This is a genomic window from Xanthobacter sediminis, from assembly GCF_043195015.1.
Taxonomy (GTDB): Bacteria; Pseudomonadota; Alphaproteobacteria; order Rhizobiales; family Xanthobacteraceae; genus Xanthobacter.
The window spans coordinates 41410-60188 of record NZ_JBAFWH010000020.1 but is presented as its reverse complement, the minus strand read 5'-3'; the positions used below and the strand labels follow the sequence as shown (position 1 = coordinate 60188).

The following is an 18779-nucleotide window of genomic DNA, read 5'->3' as shown; positions in this document are numbered from 1 at the left end:
ACGGCCCTGGCCGCGGACCTCCACCAGCGTGAAGCCGGGGAATTGCGGCAGCTCCTGCAGCGCCCGCACCACCCGTCCCTCGAGGTGGGGATGGATGAGCGCGGTCAAAAGCTTCAGATCCTCCTGGGGCGCAGGATCAATCCGTGGCGTGAGATCAATGCTCATGGCTGGCGCTCCCCTTGGCGAGCTCCGCCTTGACCACGAACGCATTCTTCGCGGCATAGACATCGCCCGGCATCAGGCCGAACAGCACCTCGGCCCACTCGGCGTCGCGCGCGCCGATCTCCACGTCGCGCGGCTCGAAGGCGCCGCCGTTGCGCACGAACACCACCGTGCGCCCGTCGATGGCCTGCAGCGCGCCGGTGCGCACGGCGAGATCCACCGGCTTCTCCGCGAGCGTGATGGTGCCCACGGCGAACAGGCCGGGGCGCAGGCGCAGGCCGTCATTGGGGATCACCACGCGGGCGAGCGCGGTCTGCGTGTCGGAAGCGCCGATGGGCGAGACATAGGCGACCTCGCCGGCGATGGGCGCGCCGCCGTCGTCCGGGTCCACCTCCACCCTGTCACCGGCGCGCACCCGCGCGAAATCACGACGATAAACGGAGAGATCCACCCACAGGGTGGAGAGGTCCGCCACCACGAAGGCGGGCTTCTGCTCGGAGACGTATTCGCCCAGCGCCACCTGCCGGTCCACCACCGTGCCGCCGATGGGCGCCTTCAGGTCGTAGGTGGTCAGGCTCTGGTTGCTCTCGATCACGGCGAGCACGTCGCCCTTGCGCACCGTGTCGCCGATGCGCGCCCTGATCTCGCGGACGATGCCGGGAAAGCGCGGCGTCACCTGCACCACGGTCTCCTGGTTGGTCTGCACCAGGCCGTTGAGCCGCAGCTTCTGCCGCAGCTTCTCCGGCCCCGCCGTCTCAAGGCCGATGCCGGCGGCAGAAAGCTTGGCGTCGTTCAGCTCCACGGCGCCCTCGCCGTGGGATTCGCCGCCCTCGCCGTGGCCCCCTTCGGCGCCATGCCCGCCCGCGGCGGCCACAGTGCCGGCGACAGGCGCCGTGGGGCCCTGGAAGGCATAAAGCGCACCCGCGCCGGCCACGAGGCCGACCACGAGCATCGCCAGGTCGCGTCGCGCCGTGCGGCTCATTTCGTCTTTCCCTTGCTGAGGTTCACCGGCCGGCCGGTCAGGCCCTCGATGGTGGCGAGCGCGGTGTGGAAATTGACCAGGGCGTCGAGCTCGCGCAGCGACGCATCGGTGAGCGCGGACTGGGCGTCCAGCAGCTCCAGCAGCGTGTAACGGCCCTCGCCATAGCCGCGCTCCACCCCTTCGAAGGCGCTGCGCGCGCCGGGGATGGTGCTGGCGCGCAGGAGGCTGATCTCCTCATGGGCCGCCTTCAGCGTGTCGTGGGCGCGGCCGAGCTGGGAAATGAGGGCGCTGCGGGCGATGGCCTCCTCCGCCTCCGCCCGGCGCAGGGATTCCTGCGCCTCATAGATGCCGCCCTCGTTGCGGTCGAACACGGGGATCGGCACCGAGAGGGTGAGGCGCATGCCGCTGTCGGCGGTCTCGTTGTAGTGGCGGTAGCCGACGCCGAGGGTCACGTCGGGCACGGTCTTCGCCTGGGCCGCGCGCAGCTCCGCCCGGCGCTGACCCTGGATGGCGGTGAAGCGCGTGAGCTGCGGATTGCCCTGGGCATCCTTGACGAGGCGCGGCAAGGGCGGCGGGGCGCTCACCTTGAACAGGTTGCCGGCGGCGCGGCCGAACTTCGCCTCGCCCTGGCCCATGAGCAGGGCCAGCTCGCGCCGGGCGGTGCCGAGCGCGGCCTTCGCCCGGTCCAGTTCCACCGTGGCAAAATCGGCGGCGACGCGGGCGCGGGAGATCTCCGCCGGAGAGGAGGCGCCCGCCTCCACCCGCGTCTGCAGCAGCGGGGACAGGCGGGAGATGGCCGCCGCCTGCTGCTCCAATATGGCGACACGCTGCTGCGCGCCCAGCACCGCGGAGAAAGCCGCCGTGGTCTCCGCCAGCACCTGCAGGCGGGTCGCCTCACGCTCCCAGCGCGCGACGGTAATGCCCGCGCCGGCGGCGGCCATGCGCGCCTCGCGCTTGCCGCCCAGCTCCACCAATTGGCTGATCTGTAGCGTCTGTTCCGCCAGATCCAGCCCTTGGTAGGAGCCGGAGCCCATGGCGTTGTCCACCTCCAGCGACAAGGCCGGGTTGGGCAGCGCGGCGGCCTGCGTCGACCGGCCAGAGGCCATGCCGATGTCCCGTTCCGCCGCCGTGAGGCGGGGATTGGCGGCGAGCGCGCTGGCCAGGGCGCTGGTCAAGGCGAGGGAACGCGTGGACTGTGGGCGCGCGGATTCGGCGCGCGTCTGCGACGCCGGAAGCAGCACGAGGGCTGCCACAAGCGCACGCGCGAGGGCACGAGGCGACATGGTCTGATCCGATGGCTGTGAGCTGAGCGCAGGCGCCAAGCGCCCGCACGCGGACAGAGATCAGATCAGGCGCAGGGGGGACGGATTTCGGTGGGGACGGTGCGGCCGGCGACGGCGGCCGGCTCAATCGCGACACGGGTGGACGTCAGGTCGCCCGGACGCGCGGTGACCACCAAGGGCAGCACGAAGGCGGCACAGCCGTGGCAGCCGTGATCCACGGTGGACGTGTCGGCGAGCGGAGAAGATCTGTCGCCGCTTTGAGACTGCTCTGCGGCGTGTTCCGCCGCGAGGACGTCCGGCAAAAGCCCGGCGGGATCGGAAAAGCCCAGCGACAAACCGGCAACGGCCGCCTCCGCCTCTTCAGCGTGGCGGGTGGTCAGCACGTTGAGCATCGGGCCCGCGAAGAGACCCACGACGAGCGCAATCACCACGCTCCGGCGAAACGCCAGGGCGCGGCAAAGATTCATCATGCGGTTCGCGATGCGGAGCATGACGTTCAATGGCTCGAAAATCGCCAGCCTGTCAAGCAGCGCGAGACGGCGCCTGCACAAAAGAATTTCCCCGTGACACTGTATCCGGAGGCCCGATCTTCTCGTTCGCGAAGAAGAGGGATGAAGACTCTCGATGATGTTACTTTCCTGCCGGAACATCCGGCCGCCGGCAAAGCCAGCGCTCCCGGCGGGGCAAGGCGCCGTTCCGGGTTCAGCTCAGGCCGGAACGGGGCGACGGTCGGCCGCGCGCAGGGGCTGGACCCGCCAGCCCTCGATCTCGAAACCGCCACGGCCGGCCTGGGGCATGCGCGCGCCGAGCCAGCAGCGGGTCGGCAGCAGCGGCGTGGTGGCGGCGGCGCGCAGGGCGGCGTCATCATCCGGCAGAGCCTCGAGCCGCCGGCGGATGTCCGCCTGCCCCTCCTCCGGCAGATGCCGGGTGATGAACACCAGCCGCCCGCGCATGTCGAAACGCCCGCGGTCGAAACGGCCCGTATGCCCCGGCCAGCGCGGCAGGCGTACCACGGGATAGGCGACACGCCCCACCGCCTGCACCACCGCCGGCCCGGCCAGCCCCGCCACGTTCATCAGCCCCTTCAGGCGCAGGATGCGGTCGCCGTGATCCGCCAGCACGCCGCCCAGGGCCACGCAGAATCCCTTCCAGGGCACCGGCCGGCCGAAATGGAGGGTGAAGCTGGCGACGCCCCCCTCGTGCTGCGCCGCCGGCGCCTCCTCCGCGCCCAGCCACGCCCCGAGCCGCGCCGCCCGATCCGAGGGTGCATAGACACCGGCGCCCGCCACCCAGTCGGTGGCGATGACCCCATGCGAGGCCGTCATGCGCGGCGCCGTGGGATTGAGCGCGGCAAGGCGCGCCTCCAGCGCCTCGCGCGCGGACCGGCCGGCGAGATCCGGCTTGGAGATCACGATGCGGTCGGCCAGGGCCACCTGCCGTCGTGCCTCCTCGTGGGCATCGAGCTGCGCCGCGCCCAGGCCGGCGTCCACCACCGTCACCACGCCATCGCAGCGGAAGCGGGCGGCGACGAAGCGCTCCTCCATCAGCGTCCACACCACCGGCACGGGGTCGGCGAGGCCGGTGGTCTCGATCACCACCCGGCGCACGTGCGGGAGCTGGCGACGGGAGAGCTTTTCGTGCAGCTCCTTCAGGGCGGCCACCAGATCGCCGCGCACGGCGCAGCAGATGCAGCCGGATTCGAGCACCACCGTGGTCTCGCCCACATGCTGCACCAGGTGCTGGTCGATGCCGATGGCGCCCAGCTCGTTGATGAGCACCGCGGTGCCCGCGAAGGCATCCTGCGCCAGAAGATGGTTGAGCAGCGTCGTCTTGCCGGCGCCGAGAAAGCCGGTGAGCAGGGTCACGGGAATGCGGGCATCGAGGGCGGCTGCGGGGTCGGTCATGGCGTTCCTCCGTTCGGGCCTTCGCCCGGTGCTTTGCCGGCGGGCGCAGCAACCGGCGTGCCACGGGGCCGGATGGCACGCGCGCCGGCAGCGGGCACCGGAAGCGTTCGATTTTCGGCCGCACGGGTTTGAAAATCGAACTGCCCGGCAGTCGCCGGACGCAAGGGCATGGGGCGCCCTGGAAACCTCAAAGTTCCCGCCCACGCCCCGATGCGCGCTGGCATGATCGATGCTAGGCTTTCACATTCGCCACCGTGCGGACGCCCCAACGGCGCCGACGGAACGTCCACCACAGCGGCCCGCAGCCCGGGCCCGCGGCTTGGGAACGCACGACTGGACCCGTGCAGCCGCGCAGGACACACGCCAAAGCCCGCCCCAGGAAGCCAGACTCAAGATCTGTCCCGGGCGGCACGCCCGTCCCGCCATGCGGGAACGGCGCAGGGGGAGGAAAGAGAATGCCTTTCTCAAGGCCCGGACAGCGTTTCTCGGTGCCCGAGAACGACCAGAAGATCATGACGTCGTGGGAGCGCTTCCTCGGCGGCGACCCGGAGGGCTCCGACGCCCTGCGCCGCCTCGTGGACGATTCCTGGCGCCGCTGCCTCTCCGGCAGCGTGGACCCGCGACGCGACCAGGCCCCCCCGCCGATGCGGGAGGACAGCCTCTATTCCCTGCGCGACCGGTGCGGCGACCTCCTGGAGGCGAGCGCGCCGGTGATGGCCTCCGCGCGCGAGTTCCTCTCGGAAACCGGAACGGTGATGGTCCTCACCAACGACGCCGGGGTCATCCTGAACCTGGAGGGCGACCAGCGCCTGCGCGGCGCGGCAGAGAACATCCACCTGCTCTCCGGTGCCACCTGGAGCGAGATGGCCTGCGGCACCAACGCCATCGGCACCGCCATCGCGGTCGGCCAGCCGGTGCAGATCCACTCGGCCGAGCATTTCTGCTCGGGCATCAAGCGCTGGTCCTGCTCCGCCGACGTCATCCGCGATCCCTATGACGGCTCCATCCTCGGCGTGGTGGACGTGTCCGGCCTCTCGGACACCTTCAACCGGCACAGCCTGGCCCTGGTGGTGGCCACCGCCGGGCGCATCGAGAACCGCCTCGCGCAGATCGAGATGGACGCGCGCCTGCGGCTGCTGGAGCGCTGCATGGAGCGCCTTTCCGGCGGCACCACCGACGGGGTCATCGTGTTCGACCGGCGCGGACGCGCGGTGAAGGCCAACGGCGCCGCCGGCGATGCGCTACTCGACCTGAAGCGGCGCCATGCCGACCTGCCCTCCACCGACATCTCCGCTTTGCGCCTCGACTGGCGCCGCGACGACGAGCTGCCCCGCGGCTTGCCTGCCTGGGTGCGACGCGAATGGCTGGAGCCGGTGGTGGTGGATGGCGAGCGGCTCGGCGTGGTGCTCGCCATTCCCGGCCGCGCCGGGCCCGCGCCCGCGCCGCGCGCGGCGGAGGCCCCTGCCCCCTCCGGCCCCTTCGGCCGGCTGGTGGGCCGCTCGCCGGCGCTGCGGCAGGCCGTCGCCCGCGCCGAGCAGCTCGCCAAGAGCCGCGCACCGGTGCTGCTGCTGGGAGAAACCGGCGTGGGCAAGGACGTGTTCGCCCACGCCCTGCACGCCGCCAGCCCCGGCCGCGACGGCCCGTTCGTGGCCCTGAACTGCGGCGGCCTCTCGCGCGAGCTGCTCTCCAGCGAGCTGTTCGGCTATGCCGAAGGCGCCTTCACCGGCGCCCGGCGCGGGGGCATGACGGGCAAGATCGAGGCCGCCGACGGCGGCAGCCTGTTCCTCGACGAGATCGGCGAGATGCCGAAGGACCTGCAGCCGCACTTCCTGCGGGTGCTCGAGGCCGGCGAGGTCTACCGCATCGGCGAGACGCGCCCGCGCAAGGTGAACTTCCGCCTGATCGCCGCCACCAACCGGGACCTGCGGCAGGAAATCCAGGCCGGCCAGTTCCGCATGGACCTGTTCTACCGGGTGGCGGTGACCTCCATCACCATCCCGGCCCTGCGCGAGCGCGCCGGCGACATTCCCCTTATCGCGGAACGGCTGGTGGACGAGCTCGCCCGGCGCCAGGGCGTGCCGGCGCGCCCGCTCTCGCCCCGCGTGCTGGAGCTGTTCGCCGCCTACGGCTGGCCCGGCAACGTGCGGGAGCTGCGCAACGTCATCGAGAGCATGCTCCTGATCGGCGAAGGCCCGGAGCTCGGGGAGGCCGACGTGCCGGACGAAATCCGCACGCCGTCCGAGCCGGGCGTCGCGCCGGCGGACGCCGCCTTCGGCCCGCGCCCGCCGGCGGCCGGCCTCAGCGGCATGGAGCATGCGGAACGCGCGGCGCTGATCGGCGCCATGCAGGCTCACCGCGGCAACGTGACCGCGGTGGCGCGCAGCCTCGGCATCGCCAAGAGCACCGTGTACGCCAAGCTGCGCCGCTATGACCTGGAAGGAACGGTGGACGAGGTCCGCCGCACGCAGATGTAACACGCCTGCGGCGGGCCGCCGTTCGCCGCGGACCAGCCCGGCCGAGCGATCTCCACGGTGGCACGCCGCTTGCCAAGTAAGAACCGCTTTCGATTCCCCCGAAAGACCTCCTCCACGCCGCCGGCCCCAACCGGCGGCGTTCTTTTTTGCGCCGCGCGCCTTTTCGCATCGCGGCGGGAGGCTCCCGCGTCGCACAAGAGCGTTTGGTTTTCGGACACGTATTCGCAAAGCAGTCGCGCACGGGGATGCAGTTTTATTCCGGCTATCTCGAAATGTAGCGGACTCAATGAAAATATTAATCCGGCACGACCGCAGACCTCCTGGCACGCGCCTTGCGATCAGAACGGCGACGCGATCGACCGCCCCGCCGCGAGGGCGGGACACGCGGCCGCGCCTCGGCACCCCAAAAGAAAAGGGAGGAGACAGCTCGCATGGCTCTGCAGATCAATATCGACAACGGCGGCACATTGACCGACATCTGCATCATGGCGGATGACGTGGTGAAGAAGACCAAGGTCCTCACCACCCCCTACGATCTCAGCAAATGCTTCTTCGAGGGGCTCACCAAGGCCTCCGGCGTGCTCTACGGGGCGCCGGACGTGAAACGCCTGCTGGAAGAGGTGGATCTCATCCGCTATTCCACCACGCAGGGCACCAACGCCATCTGCGAGCGCAAGGGCCCGCGCCTCGGCCTCATCCTCGACGCCGCCGCGCGCGACCTGCCGAGCCGCCTCGCCGCCCATGACGCCGAGGTGTTCGAGGCCCTGGTGGGCGACCGCATCGTGTTCCTCGACGCCGCCACGATCAACGGCGAGGCGGCCGACGTGGAGGTGGTCAAGGCCATCAACGCCCTCACCGCCGCCGGCGCCAACCGGCTGGTCGTGAGCTTCGACGGGCCGGACTTCCTCGCCCTCGAGGACCGCTTCCGCCTCATCGCCCTGCGCAAGTATCCACGCCACCTGCTGGGGGCGGTGCCGATCCTCTACGGCTCGGACCTCACCACCGACGTGGGCGGGGAGCGGCGCACCTGGACCGCGCTCATCAACTCCTTCCTGCACCCCTCCATGGAGGCGTTCCTCTACAATGCGGAGAACCGGCTGCGGGCCTACCGCACCAAGAACCCGCTGCTGATCTTCCGCAACGACGGCGACGCCTCCCGCGTGGCGAAGACCATCGCCATCAAGACCTATTCCTCCGGCCCGCGCGGCGGCATGGAGGGCATGAAGGCCTTCTCGCGGCGCTACGGCTTCACCGACACCGTCTCCATCGACGTGGGCGGCACCACCACCGACATCGGCCAGTACAAGGACGGCACCGTGGCCGAGGTGCGGCGCGGCCACGTGGAGGGCATCTCGGTGTCCTTCCCCCTGTGCGAGATCCTGAGCGCGGGCGCGGGCGGCTCCTCCATCTTCAAGGTGGTGGAAGGGCGCATCGTCATCGGCCCCGAGAGCGTGGGCGCGGTGCCCGGCCCGGCCTGCTTCGGCCGTGGCGGACGCGAGGCCACCATCACCGACGCCAGCCTGCTCAGCGCCCTGCTCGATCCCACCTCCTATTTCGGCGGCGGCATGGGGCTGGACCAGGACCGCGCGGCGGCGGCGATCACCGCCAGCATCGCGGAGCCGCTCGGCGCGAGCCTCGACGAAGCGCTGCTGCGCATGGAATTCGCCTATGAGGAGAAGATCGCGGCGGAGCTCCATCGCTTCACCACCATCTCGCCGGAAACGGTGATGCTCGCCTTCGGCGGCGCCGGGCCGCTCAACGCCTGCGGCGTGGCCGACAAGGCCGGCATCCGCCGCGTCGCCATCCCGCAGATGGCGGCGGTGTTCTCCGCCTACGGCATCGGCGCCTGCGACATCTCCCAGCGCTACCAGGCGACGATCTCGGATCCCGCGACGCTGGCCGGGACGCTGGCCGCGCTGAAGGTGAAAGCCGCCCGCGACATGTTCGCGGAAGGCTGCGCCGAGGGCAGCTACACCATCGAGGCCCGTCTGGTGGCGGATTTCGGCGACGGGCGCACCGAGACATTCGTGCTCGGCGACCAGCCGGTGGTACCGGCCGCCTTCGCCACGGCGCGCGCGGTGGAACTGGAGCTGAAGGCGGTCAAGAGCCTGCGCTCGGCCGCCGAGAAGGCCGCCGCCTTCGCCCCCAAGGCGCCCGCCCCCGCCCACGGCAAGCGCAACGTGCTGATCCGCGGCCAGGGCCGCATCGATGTGCCCGTCCATCGCCTCGCCGATCTCGCGGCGGGCGATTTCGCAGCCGGCCCCGCCGTCCTGGAGGAAGACTATTTCACCTGCCGCGTCCCCGAGGGCTGGCAGTTCGTCATCAGCGATGCGGGAGACATCCTGCTGAGCCGGAAGGATTGAAGAGATGAAAGTCGCGATGACCGAGTATCTCCGCATCGACCTCGGGTCGGAGAAGTGGGAATGCCGCGTGTGCGATCACGAGATCGCGCCCGCGCGCGGAAACTACAAGGAAGGACTGCTCGTCCACGATCGTGATCCCACCGAGATCCATCCGCCGATCATCGATCCGGAGAAGTACCGCTTCACCTTCAGCCCGGACCCGGAATGGGTGCGCATTCTCGAATACTGCTGCCCGCACTGCGGCACGCAGGTGGAGACCGAATACGCCGTTCCCGGCCACCCCCCGCTCTACGACATGGAAGTGGACCTCGACGCCCTGAAGGCCCAGTGGGCCGCGCGGGGCGAGGCGGCCGTGCCCTATGCCGGCCCGGCGGTCGCCCGCGAGGACGGCCACGGCCACTGAAGAACCCTCCCCCTCCTGACGGCGGGGGAGCCGCCCTTCGCGGCGAAGACAACAACATCAGCGGCGCCCCGCGCCCACTCCAATGCCTCAGGGAGGAGACATGAAACGCGTTTCCGTCGACATCGGTGGCACCTTCACCGACTGCTTCGTGGTCTGGGACCAGCAGTATATCGAGGCCAAGGCCCTCACCACCCACCACAACCTCGCCATGGGCTTCAACGAAGCGCTGGGCAAGGCCTGCAACGTGCTGGGCCTCCAGCTCGAGGAAATTCTCGGCGCGGTGGATTCGGTGCGCTACGCCACCACCCTCGGCACCAACGCCCTCATCGAGCACAAGGGCCCGCGCATCGGCATGCTGGTGACCGCCGGCTATGAGGCGACCGTGCCGCTGAGCCGCGCCCGCGGCTACGGCGAGGGGCTCGACAACCTGGGCCAGCAGGACATGCCCAACGCCCAGCGGCCCGATCCGCTGGTGGAGGCCCACATGATCCGCGGCATCCGCGAGCGGGTGGACTTCCAGGGCAAGCTGGTGATGCCCCTCGACGAGGAGGACGTGCGCGTCCAGATCCGCGAGCTGGTCAACCGCGGCGCCCAGATCATCGTGGTGGCGCTGGTGAACGCGGTGGTGAGCCCGGCCCACGAGCAGCGCATCGAGGAAATCCTGCTGGAGGAATACCCCTCCCACCTGCTCGGCGCCATCCCGGTCATCCTCTCCCACCAGGTGGCGGGGCGAAAGGGCGAGTATGTGCGCGCCACCTCGGCCATCGTGGACGGCTACCTGCACGCCACCATGTACCACGCGCTCTCGGCGCTGGAGCAGAACCTGCGTGCGCACCGGTACGAGAAGCCCATGCTGGTGATCCACAATTCCGGCGGCATGGCGCAGCTCAACTCCACCGACGCGCTGCAGACCATCCATTCCGGCCCGGTTTCCGGCATCGGCGCCTCCGAGCATCTCGCCATGCTCACCGGCCTCGGCAACGTGGTGGCCACCGACATGGGCGGCACCAGCTACGACATCGGCATCGTGGTGGAAGGTGGCGTGAAGCACTACGACTTCAACCCCGTCATCGACCGCTGGCTGGTCTCGGTGCCCATGGTGCACCTCGTCACGCTCGGTGCCGGCGGCGGCTCCATCGCCTCCTACGACCGCATGTACAAGACCGTGAAGTGCGGCCCGGAAAGCGCGGGCTCCGACCCCGGCCCCGCCTGCTACGACCGTGGCGGCATGCGGCCCACCGTCACCGACGCCGACCTGCTGCTGGGCTATCTCGACCCGGAGAACTACGCCGGCGGCTCCATTCCGCTCACCCCGCGCCGGGCCAAGGCGGCCATCGAGGACACCTTGTGCGACGAGCTGGACTGCTCGGTGATCGAGGCGGCGCTGCTGATCCGCGAGAAGGTGGACGACAACATGGCCAACGGGCTCTTCACCGAGCTGCGCGCCAGGGGCTACGACCCCAAGGACTTCACCATGCTCGCCTATGGCGGCAACGGCCCGCTGCACTGCTGCGGCATCGCCCAGAACCTCAACATCGACCGCATCCTGGCCCCGCCGCTCTCCTCCGTCTTCTCGGCGGTGGGCGCGGGCAACATGCACCAGCTCCATATCCACGAGCAGTCGCTCTACATGGTGCTGTACGACTCCAACACCCGCGCCCTGTTCGACGACTATGACCGCTTCAACGCCATCGTCGCCGACCTGAAGGAGCGCGGCACCCAGGACCTCCTGCGCCAGGGCGTGCCGCTGGCCGATATCCGCCACAACCTCGAGCTGGACATGCGCTACGGCAACCAGCTCGTGCAGACCACGGCGGTGATCGAGAAGCACGAGGTCAACGGGGCGGCGGACGTGCTCTCCGTCATCTCCCAGTTCTCGGCGGACTACGGCAAGCGGTTCGGCGAGGGCTCGCAGGCGCCGGAGGCGGGCATCCGCATCAACACCATCCGCGTGGCGGCCTACGTCCACCACGAGACGGTGCGCTTCGAGGACATCAAGCCGGTGCCCGAGGCCGAGCGCAAGGCGCCTCCGCCGCCCGCCTCCACCCGCGTGTGCCACTTCGTGGGCCAGGACGGGCCGGTGGAAACCCCGGTGTGGAGCCGCGCCGCGATCCTGCCCGGCGTCGCCATCGAGGGACCGGCCATCGTCGCCTCGGAGGTCACGACCTTCCTGGTCAACCCCGGCTGGACCTTCGTCGCCGCCAAGCAGGGCGCCTCCTGGTTCCTGCGCGCCAAGACGCCCGCGATCACGCACTAGAGCGTTTTCGAGCGAAGTGGAACCCGGTTCGCGCAAAGAAAACGCGTCAACTCAATGATCTAGAGCATGACCCGCGAGCCTGTGTGGGCGGAAAATGCTCTGACACCGGGCCCCCCGCCACGGCGGGGGGCAAGCGCCCATCGCGAGACAATCCGCGAAGACAGTCCGGGAGGACACCCCATGAACGACATGAGCAACACCGGCCGCGGCAAGCTGCCCAGCGCCGAGGACGTCGCCCTCGTCCAGAAGTTCCTGAACGACACCACCCTGTTCCTCGGTCCCGATCCCGAGATCATGCAGAACCACGACCTCATGCCGCGCAGCGCGCAGGAGGAGGAGGCCATCGCCAAGGTGGCCGACAGCCACATCATCGCCAAGATCCGCGACCGCATCCAGTCCGGCTGCGACGAAGGCTACGAGATGGTGGAGCAGATGGGCGCCGCCCCCGGCGCCAAGTGGGGCGACGTCATCACCGGCGTGTATTCGGCCTCCGGCGATCTCGCCATCGCCTCGGCCGGCGGCGTGCTGATCTTCTCGGCGCTGGTGCACCACCCCATCAAGTTCATCATCAAGAACTGGATGAACGACCCCACCGTGGGCGTGCGCGAAGGCGACGGCTTCATCCACAACGACAGCCGCTACGGCAACGTGCACAACACCGACCAGTCCATGATCCTGCCCATCTTCCACGAGGGCAAGCTGGTGTGCTGGGTGGCCTCCACCGTGCACGAGGGCGAGAACGGCGCCATCGAGCCCGGCGGCATGCCCTCCATGGCGGAGAGCCCCTCCGACGAGGGGCTGAAGATGTCGCCCTTCAAGGTGGTCGAGAACTACCAGATCAAGCGCGACATCCTCACCTTCCTGCAGAATTCGGTGCGCGAGCCGAAGCTGCAGTATGAAGACATGAAGGTGAAGCTGTTCGCCTGCCTGCGCATCAAGCAGCGCCTCGAGGAGACGCTGAACACCGATGGCCCGGAGGCCCTCGTCTCCACCCTGCGCCTGACCATGGAGAACGTGCGCGCCGAGGTGAAGCGTCGCGTTTCCGAATGGCCGGACATGACGGTGCGCACTTACATCATCCAGGACTCGACCCTGCGCGAGAACTGCGTGGTCAAGATCAACTGCAAGCTCACCAAGACCGGCGACCGGCTGATCTTCGATTTCCGCGGCTCCGCGCCCGAGTTCACCAACCGCGCCACCAACACCATCGTGGCGGGGCTCAAGGGCATGCTGGCGCAGGTGTTCCTGTGCTATGTGTGGCCGGACCTGCCGCGCGGCCAGGCGGCGTTCGCGCCCATCGAGGTCATCACCGACCCCCACTCCATCGTCAACTGCTCCTACGACGCGCCCAACTCGCAGTCGCTGATGTCCATCTTCACGGGCTTCACGGCGGGCCAGCACGCGGTGGCGAAGTTCCTCTATTCCTGCCCGGAGAAGTTCACGAAGGTGCACGCGCCCACCTTCAACATGATCAACACCTTCATCTGGGGCGGCGTCTCCCAGCACGGCGAGACGCTGGGCAACCTCTGCGCGGACCTCAACGGCATGGGCGCCGGCGCCACCATCGACCGCGACGGCGAGCATGCGCTGGCCCCCATCTTCGCCACCATGGCGGACATCGGCGAGCAGGAGCTGAACGAGGAGGAAGTGCCCTTCCTCCAGCTCGTGTCCAAGAAGATGACACGCGACGCCATCGCCCCCGGCAAGTATCGCGGCGGCCAGGGCTACACCATGATGGTGGCCACCAAGGACAGCGAGCAGTGGGGCTTCATGACCACCGCCCAGGGCGCCAAGATCCCGCCGCTCCAGGGCCTATTCGGCGGCTATGCCTGCGGCACCTACCCGCTCTCCAAGGTGCAGGGCGTGGACGTCTACGAGGTGCTCATGAACACCCCGGAGAAGTTCAGGCACTCCATCGAGGAGATCATGAACGAGCAGCCCTTCGAGGGCGCGAGCTACACCACCCACCACATGGGCATGGGCTTCGAGATCTCGAAGCGCGGCGAGCTGTTCATGATCTCCCAGGGCGCCGGCGCGGGCTATGGCGATCTCCTGGAGCGCGATCCGCGCGGCATCATCAAGGACATCGAGGAGGGCCTCATCTCCCCGGCGGTGGCCGCGCGCCTCTACAAGGTGGTGTTCGACCCCGAGACCCTCGCCATCGACGACACCGCGACCGAGGCGGCCCGCGCCGCCGAGCGCAAGGCGCGCATCGCCCGCTCCAGGCCCTATTCCGAGTTCGTGAAGGACTGGAGCAAGCCCAAGCCCCCGTCCCATCTCCAGTACTTCGGCGCGTGGGGCGATGATGTCTCGGTGCTCTACATGGGCGCGCCGGAGAAGACCCGCGCCGCCGAAACCCCGCGCCCCAACTACATGGCGCACCCGAAGGACGTGCGCATCGCCGAGCTGGAGGCGCGCCTCGCCGCCGTGGGCGCGATGGGAGGCGAGAAGCAATGAGCGCCCGCCTCGCCGATGCCCTGCCCCGGCCTTCCGGGACGAGCGGGCTGCGCGTATGGCTGAAGTCGTCGGGCTATGCCCGGCGGCTCCTCCTGGGGGAGGATGGCGACCCCTGGGAGAGCGCGGCCGGCTACCTTGCCTTCTTCAACCAGGCCCAGGGCCTGCTGCGCCCGGACGTGGCGGTGGTGGACGTGGGCGACCTCTACCGCTCCTGGCTCGCGCGCCATCCCGCCCTCAAGGCCGAGATGGGCGCGAAGAAGCGCCCCGCCTTCCCCCTGAAGCGCATGCTGGAGGAGGAAGGACCGCGCCGGCTGCTCAGCGAGGTGGTAGAAGCGGTGGCGGCGAGCCTGCGCGGACAGGCGCCGCTGGTGCTCGCCCTGCCCGCGCCGCGATGCTGGCTCGCGGAGGCGGCGGCCGCCGCCGGCCGCGCCGGCATCGAGATCGACGCCGACCTGATCGAGGATGCGACCATGTACATGGCCGACCTCGTACGGGCGGTGTCGGTCCATCCCGTCGGCGGGCTGCTGGTGGAGGAGGATGCCGGCGGCATGGCGGGCGATGCCGGCGCGTACCGGACGCTGGTGAACACCGCCCGGCACTACCGCTGGGGCGTCGCCCTGCGCGGCGCGGCGGATGGCGCGGCGGCGGACTTCGACACCGTCATCTCGCCGGTGCCGGCCGCGGGCGGGGACCTCGCCCGCGGGCTCGACGTCAGCGCGGCGCTCTGGGAGGCGGGTCCGCTCGCGCCCCTCGGCGCCGGCCAGTTCTACTTCGCGGAGATCCCCGAGACCGCCCAGCCGGAGGCGGTGCTGCACCAGCTCGCGCGCCTGCGCGCCTGAAACGGCCCGTGGCGCCGGTCGCCGGCCGGCGCCACGGGCGCACCAATCAAAAACAAATGACGGGAGGACACATGAGCCGCATCCGGAAGCTTGCGCGCCTCGGGGGCGTTTTTGGCCTTCTGGCCGGGCCCCAGGCCGCGCATGCCATAGACATCAATTCCGCCGACTACCTGCCCGCGCCCGCCGGCACCAACCTGCTGCTGTTCTACAGCCAATACGCCACCCGCAGTGAATATGTGAGCGCCTCGGGGACGACGATCTCGCGGGAGACCAATCTCGATTCCTACGTGAACATCCTGCGCTACGTGCATTATTTCGATTTCGCGGGGATGCGGATGGCCGCGCAGGCGCTGCTGCCGGCCGGCACGCTCTACAACGGGCGCCTCGACGGGGCGGAGCTGAGTTCCGCCGCCGGCGCGGGCGACCCCATCCTCTCCGGCGTCGTCTGGCTCGTGAACAACAAGGCGAGCGAGAGCTACGTCGCCCTCGCCCCCTACCTGTTCGTGCCGCTCGGGCAGTACGATTCCGGCCAGGCGCTGAACATGGGCGAGAACCGTTGGAAGCTAGATCTGCAAGGCGCCTGGTACCAGGGCCTCGGCAACGGCTTCGCCCTGCAGCTCTCCGGCGACGTCATCTGGTATGGCTCCAACACCGATGCCGGGGGCGGCAGCCAGACCCTGACGCAGGACAACACCTATCAGCTCCAGGCGTGGCTCTCCTATGCCTTTGCGCCCACGTGGTCGGCGGCGGCCGGCTATTCGAGGTTCTGGGGCGGCACGGAGTATCTGGCCGGCGTCGCCACCGGCAACGCCACCGAGCGCGACCAGGTGCGGCTGGAGCTGTCCAAGTTCATCACGCCCACCTTCCAGGCCATGGCTTCGGTGCAGCGTGATTTCAACACCTCGGGCGGGTTCCCCGAGGATTTCCGCGGCACGCTGCGCCTGATGCAGGTGTTCTGAGCACCCCCTCCGCCGCCGCGACCGCGCGCACCGGGCAAGACCTCGTCCGGGGCCGGTAGCGGGCGGCGGCGGCGCGGGGGAAGGAGGCGGGAGAAGCCGCATGGCCTCCCGCCTCCGGCCAGATCGCACGAGCCGCGCGAAGCGCCGTGCGGAAGGGGACAAGACGGGCTCCCGCGGCGCCCGTGGGCCATGGCCGGAGCAAAGCGGGAATGCCCAGCCCGTGCCCCCCACGGCCGCGCTCGCATCGTGGACGCCGCCGAGATCCTCCGCCTCGCCGGCAAGTTCCCGCGCGCACGAGCTGAAGGCCAGCTCCACACAGGATGGGCGCGGGATACGGGACACCTTGACCACGGCTCCCCGCGAACCTCGCTCTCCTCGACATCATGCGGCTCGGCACGAACGAGCCTGCCCTATGACGGGACATCCGCCGCCCCTGCCACATGCCCACCATCATGCTGGCCGCGCGCGGCAGTGAATGGGCCGTGGGACTGGACCAGGGGTGGACAACTATCTGGCCAAGCCCATCACCCCCGCGCATTGCTCGCCCGCATCCACGCCGTGCTGTAGTGGATGCGGAGCCGCCTCCGCCGGAGGCTTCACGGCAGCGATCCGCCCCCAGCCTGAAACAAACTGATACAGAAGCGATACGCGCGGTGACAACCGCGGCGCTATCAGGCTCCCGTACCGGAGTTGCCAACGGGCGGGTCGAGGCATGGGTTTCCCTCAGCGGCGGAAAGCGGGCGCCGGCGCGGCCCCGGCGACAGGCGCACGGGCGCACGACCTCGCCGCAACCGCCACGGCCTGCGGCACGGTGGATGCAACAGCCGCGACCCTGACCGTCCCCGCCGCCACGCCGCCCCAGGGCGGCCGCAAGCCCCTCGGCACCAAGGTGGAGGCGGACGAGACACCCGCCTGTGCGCACCCGCGCTGCCCAGGCCAAGGCCCGACACAGCTCCTGGAAATCCCATCCCGCCCCGCTTCGCCCCCCTTGCGGGAGGCGGGCCAAGGAGGCCGACCATGACCCGACCGATATTCCAGCCCAGCCCCTCCCGCCGCGCCTTTCTCGCCGGCAGCGCCGCCGCCGGCGCACTCGCCTTCTCCGGCGGTTGGAGCCGCGCCTTCGCGGCCCCGCTTATCACCGTGGAGAGCGTCATTCTCGACGTGAACGGCAAAGCGGCCAAGGTGTTCACCGTAAAGGGGCCGGCCGGCGAAGGCATCTTCGCGAAGGAAGGGGACCGCCTTTCCGGCGCGGTCCTCAATGCCGCGCAGACCCCCGCCGTGATGCACTGGCACGGCCAGATCTTCGCCCCGGCGGACCAGGACCGCGCCCGCCCGAACGGCGGGGAGCTGGCCCCCGGCGCAAGCGACCACGTGGACTTCCTCCTCACCCCCGGCACCCACTGGATGCACTCCCACACCCTGAGCGAGCAGCAATTGCTCGCCGCGCCCCTCGTCACCCGCGAGACGGATGCGGGCGATACGCAGGACGTGGTGGTGATGCTGCACGATTTCTCCTTCCGCAGCCCGGAGGAGATCCTGGCCGGGCTCGGCGGTGCCAACGCGCACGGCGCCCATGGGGGCCACGGCATGGGCCAGCAGATGCAGGGCCAGCCGATGCAGGGCATGGCGGGAATGGCGATGCCGGGCATGGACCATTCGGGACACGGCATGGGCGGCATGGGGGCCATGGGCGGCGGTGCGGGCGGCGGCATGATGGGGGCCGCGCCGGCCGGTCAGGACGGCGGCCACATGGCGCACGGCATGGGAGCCGGCGCGAGCGGAGGCATGGGCGGCATGTCGGCGCATGCCAACGACATCGACTATGACGCCTTCCTCGCCAACCGCCGCACCCTCGCCGACCCGGAGGTGGTCACGGTGGAGAAGGGCGGGCGCGTGCGGCTGCGCATCATCAACGGCGGCACCGCCACCGCCTTCTTCATCACCATGCCCGGCCTGAAGCCCCGCTGCGTCGCCGTGGACGGCACACCCTGCCTGCCGGTGGAAGCGGAGGCATTTCCCCTGGCCCAGGGCCAGCGCATCGATCTCGTCGCGGACATTCCGGCGGGCGGCGGCGCCTTCCCGGTGCTGGCGCAGGTGGAGGCCTCGCCCCGCCGCACCGGCATCGTCCTGGCGACCGCGGGCGCTTCCATTGCCCGCATCGCCGAAGCGACGGAGCAGCCGCAGGGCCTCCTCGACCTCACGTTCGAAGGGCGCCTCGCCGCCGCCAAGCCCCTCGCGCCGCGCACGGCCGACAAGACCTTCCCCATCATGCTCGGCGAGGAGCCCGGCTATCGCTGGACCATCAACGGCCGCACCTATGGGGAGGCGGAGCCCTTTGCCGTCAGCCAGGGCCAGCGGGTGGAAATGACCTTCATGAACCCCACCTCCATGAGCCACCCCATGCATCTGCACGGGCATCATTTCCAGGTGGTGGGCATCGGCGCGCGGCGGTTCTCCGGCGCGCTGCGCGACACGGTGATGGTGCCCCCGCACATGCCGGTGACCGTCGCCTTCGATGCCGGGCCCAAGGGCGAATGGTTCCTCCACTGCCACCACCTCTACCACATGGCCACCGGCATGATGGCGGTGGTGAAGGTGGCCTGAGCCGGAACGGCGAGGGCACTCGGCCGGGCGACGGCGCGAGCGGCACGCAGCGGGCGGCGCCTGCCGCGCAGGCGCCTGCGCGCGGGTTCGCC

The 18779-nt window shown here is 70.0% G+C and carries 12 protein-coding genes; 8 read left to right on the top strand and 4 right to left on the bottom strand.

Annotated elements, in window-relative coordinates:
- Positions 1-154: 154 nt before the first annotated feature.
- From ihpB to V5F61_RS18865, 4 genes are all read right to left on the bottom strand, one after another.
- Positions 155-1144 (bottom strand): divalent metal ion exporter adaptor subunit IhpB, encoded by a 990-nt coding sequence (ihpB, locus tag V5F61_RS18880; protein ID WP_393989258.1) that lies wholly within the window; start codon positions 1142-1144, stop codon positions 155-157.
- The gene (locus tag V5F61_RS18875; RefSeq protein ID WP_394104067.1) at positions 1141-2427 is read right to left on the bottom strand and encodes a TolC family protein; all 1287 of its coding nucleotides are present in this window, start codon (positions 2425-2427) and stop codon (positions 1141-1143) included. Before V5F61_RS18875 ends, ihpB begins: the two co-directional genes overlap by 4 nt.
- Positions 2428-2492: 65 nt before the next feature.
- The gene (locus V5F61_RS18870) at positions 2493-2918 is read right to left on the bottom strand and encodes a hypothetical protein (RefSeq protein ID WP_393989260.1); all 426 of its coding nucleotides are present in this window, start codon (positions 2916-2918) and stop codon (positions 2493-2495) included.
- 216 nt (positions 2919-3134) lie between these two features.
- Positions 3135-4331: a CobW family GTP-binding protein gene (locus V5F61_RS18865; RefSeq protein ID WP_393989261.1), complete on the bottom strand. Its 1197-nt coding sequence runs from the start codon at positions 4329-4331 to the stop codon at positions 3135-3137.
- Between the two features lie 455 nt (positions 4332-4786).
- Between V5F61_RS18865 and V5F61_RS18860 the strand changes: the two genes are divergently transcribed.
- From V5F61_RS18860 to V5F61_RS18825, 8 genes are all read left to right on the top strand, one after another.
- Positions 4787-6805: a sigma-54-dependent Fis family transcriptional regulator gene (locus tag V5F61_RS18860; protein WP_393989262.1), complete on the top strand. Its 2019-nt coding sequence runs from the start codon at positions 4787-4789 to the stop codon at positions 6803-6805.
- Positions 6806-7236: 431 nt separating this feature from the next.
- On the top strand, positions 7237-9168 hold the full coding sequence (locus tag V5F61_RS18855; protein WP_394104066.1) for a hydantoinase/oxoprolinase family protein: 1932 nt from the start codon (positions 7237-7239) through the stop codon (positions 9166-9168).
- Between the two features lie 16 nt (positions 9169-9184).
- Positions 9185-9571, top strand: coding sequence for an acetone carboxylase subunit gamma (locus tag V5F61_RS18850; RefSeq protein ID WP_394104065.1), 387 nt, complete (start codon positions 9185-9187; stop codon positions 9569-9571).
- Between the two features lie 100 nt (positions 9572-9671).
- On the top strand, positions 9672-11828 hold the full coding sequence (locus V5F61_RS18845; RefSeq protein ID WP_393989265.1) for a hydantoinase/oxoprolinase family protein: 2157 nt from the start codon (positions 9672-9674) through the stop codon (positions 11826-11828).
- A gap of 180 nt (positions 11829-12008) precedes the next feature.
- Positions 12009-14285 carry a hydantoinase B/oxoprolinase family protein gene (locus tag V5F61_RS18840; RefSeq protein WP_393989266.1) on the top strand — a complete coding sequence of 759 codons (2277 nt, stop codon included), beginning with the start codon at positions 12009-12011 and terminating at the stop codon, positions 14283-14285.
- A complete protein-coding gene (locus V5F61_RS18835; protein WP_393989267.1) occupies positions 14282-15124 on the top strand; it encodes a hypothetical protein in 843 nt (280 codons plus the stop codon). The genes V5F61_RS18840 and V5F61_RS18835 overlap by 4 nt, the downstream gene beginning before the upstream one ends.
- Positions 15125-15195: 71 nt before the next feature.
- Positions 15196-16083, top strand: coding sequence for a transporter (locus V5F61_RS18830; protein ID WP_393989268.1), 888 nt, complete (start codon positions 15196-15198; stop codon positions 16081-16083).
- A 1017-nt stretch (positions 16084-17100) separates the two neighbouring features.
- On the top strand, positions 17101-18687 hold the full coding sequence (locus tag V5F61_RS18825) for a multicopper oxidase family protein (RefSeq protein ID WP_393989269.1): 1587 nt from the start codon (positions 17101-17103) through the stop codon (positions 18685-18687).
- The last annotated feature ends 92 nt before the right edge of the window (positions 18688-18779 follow it).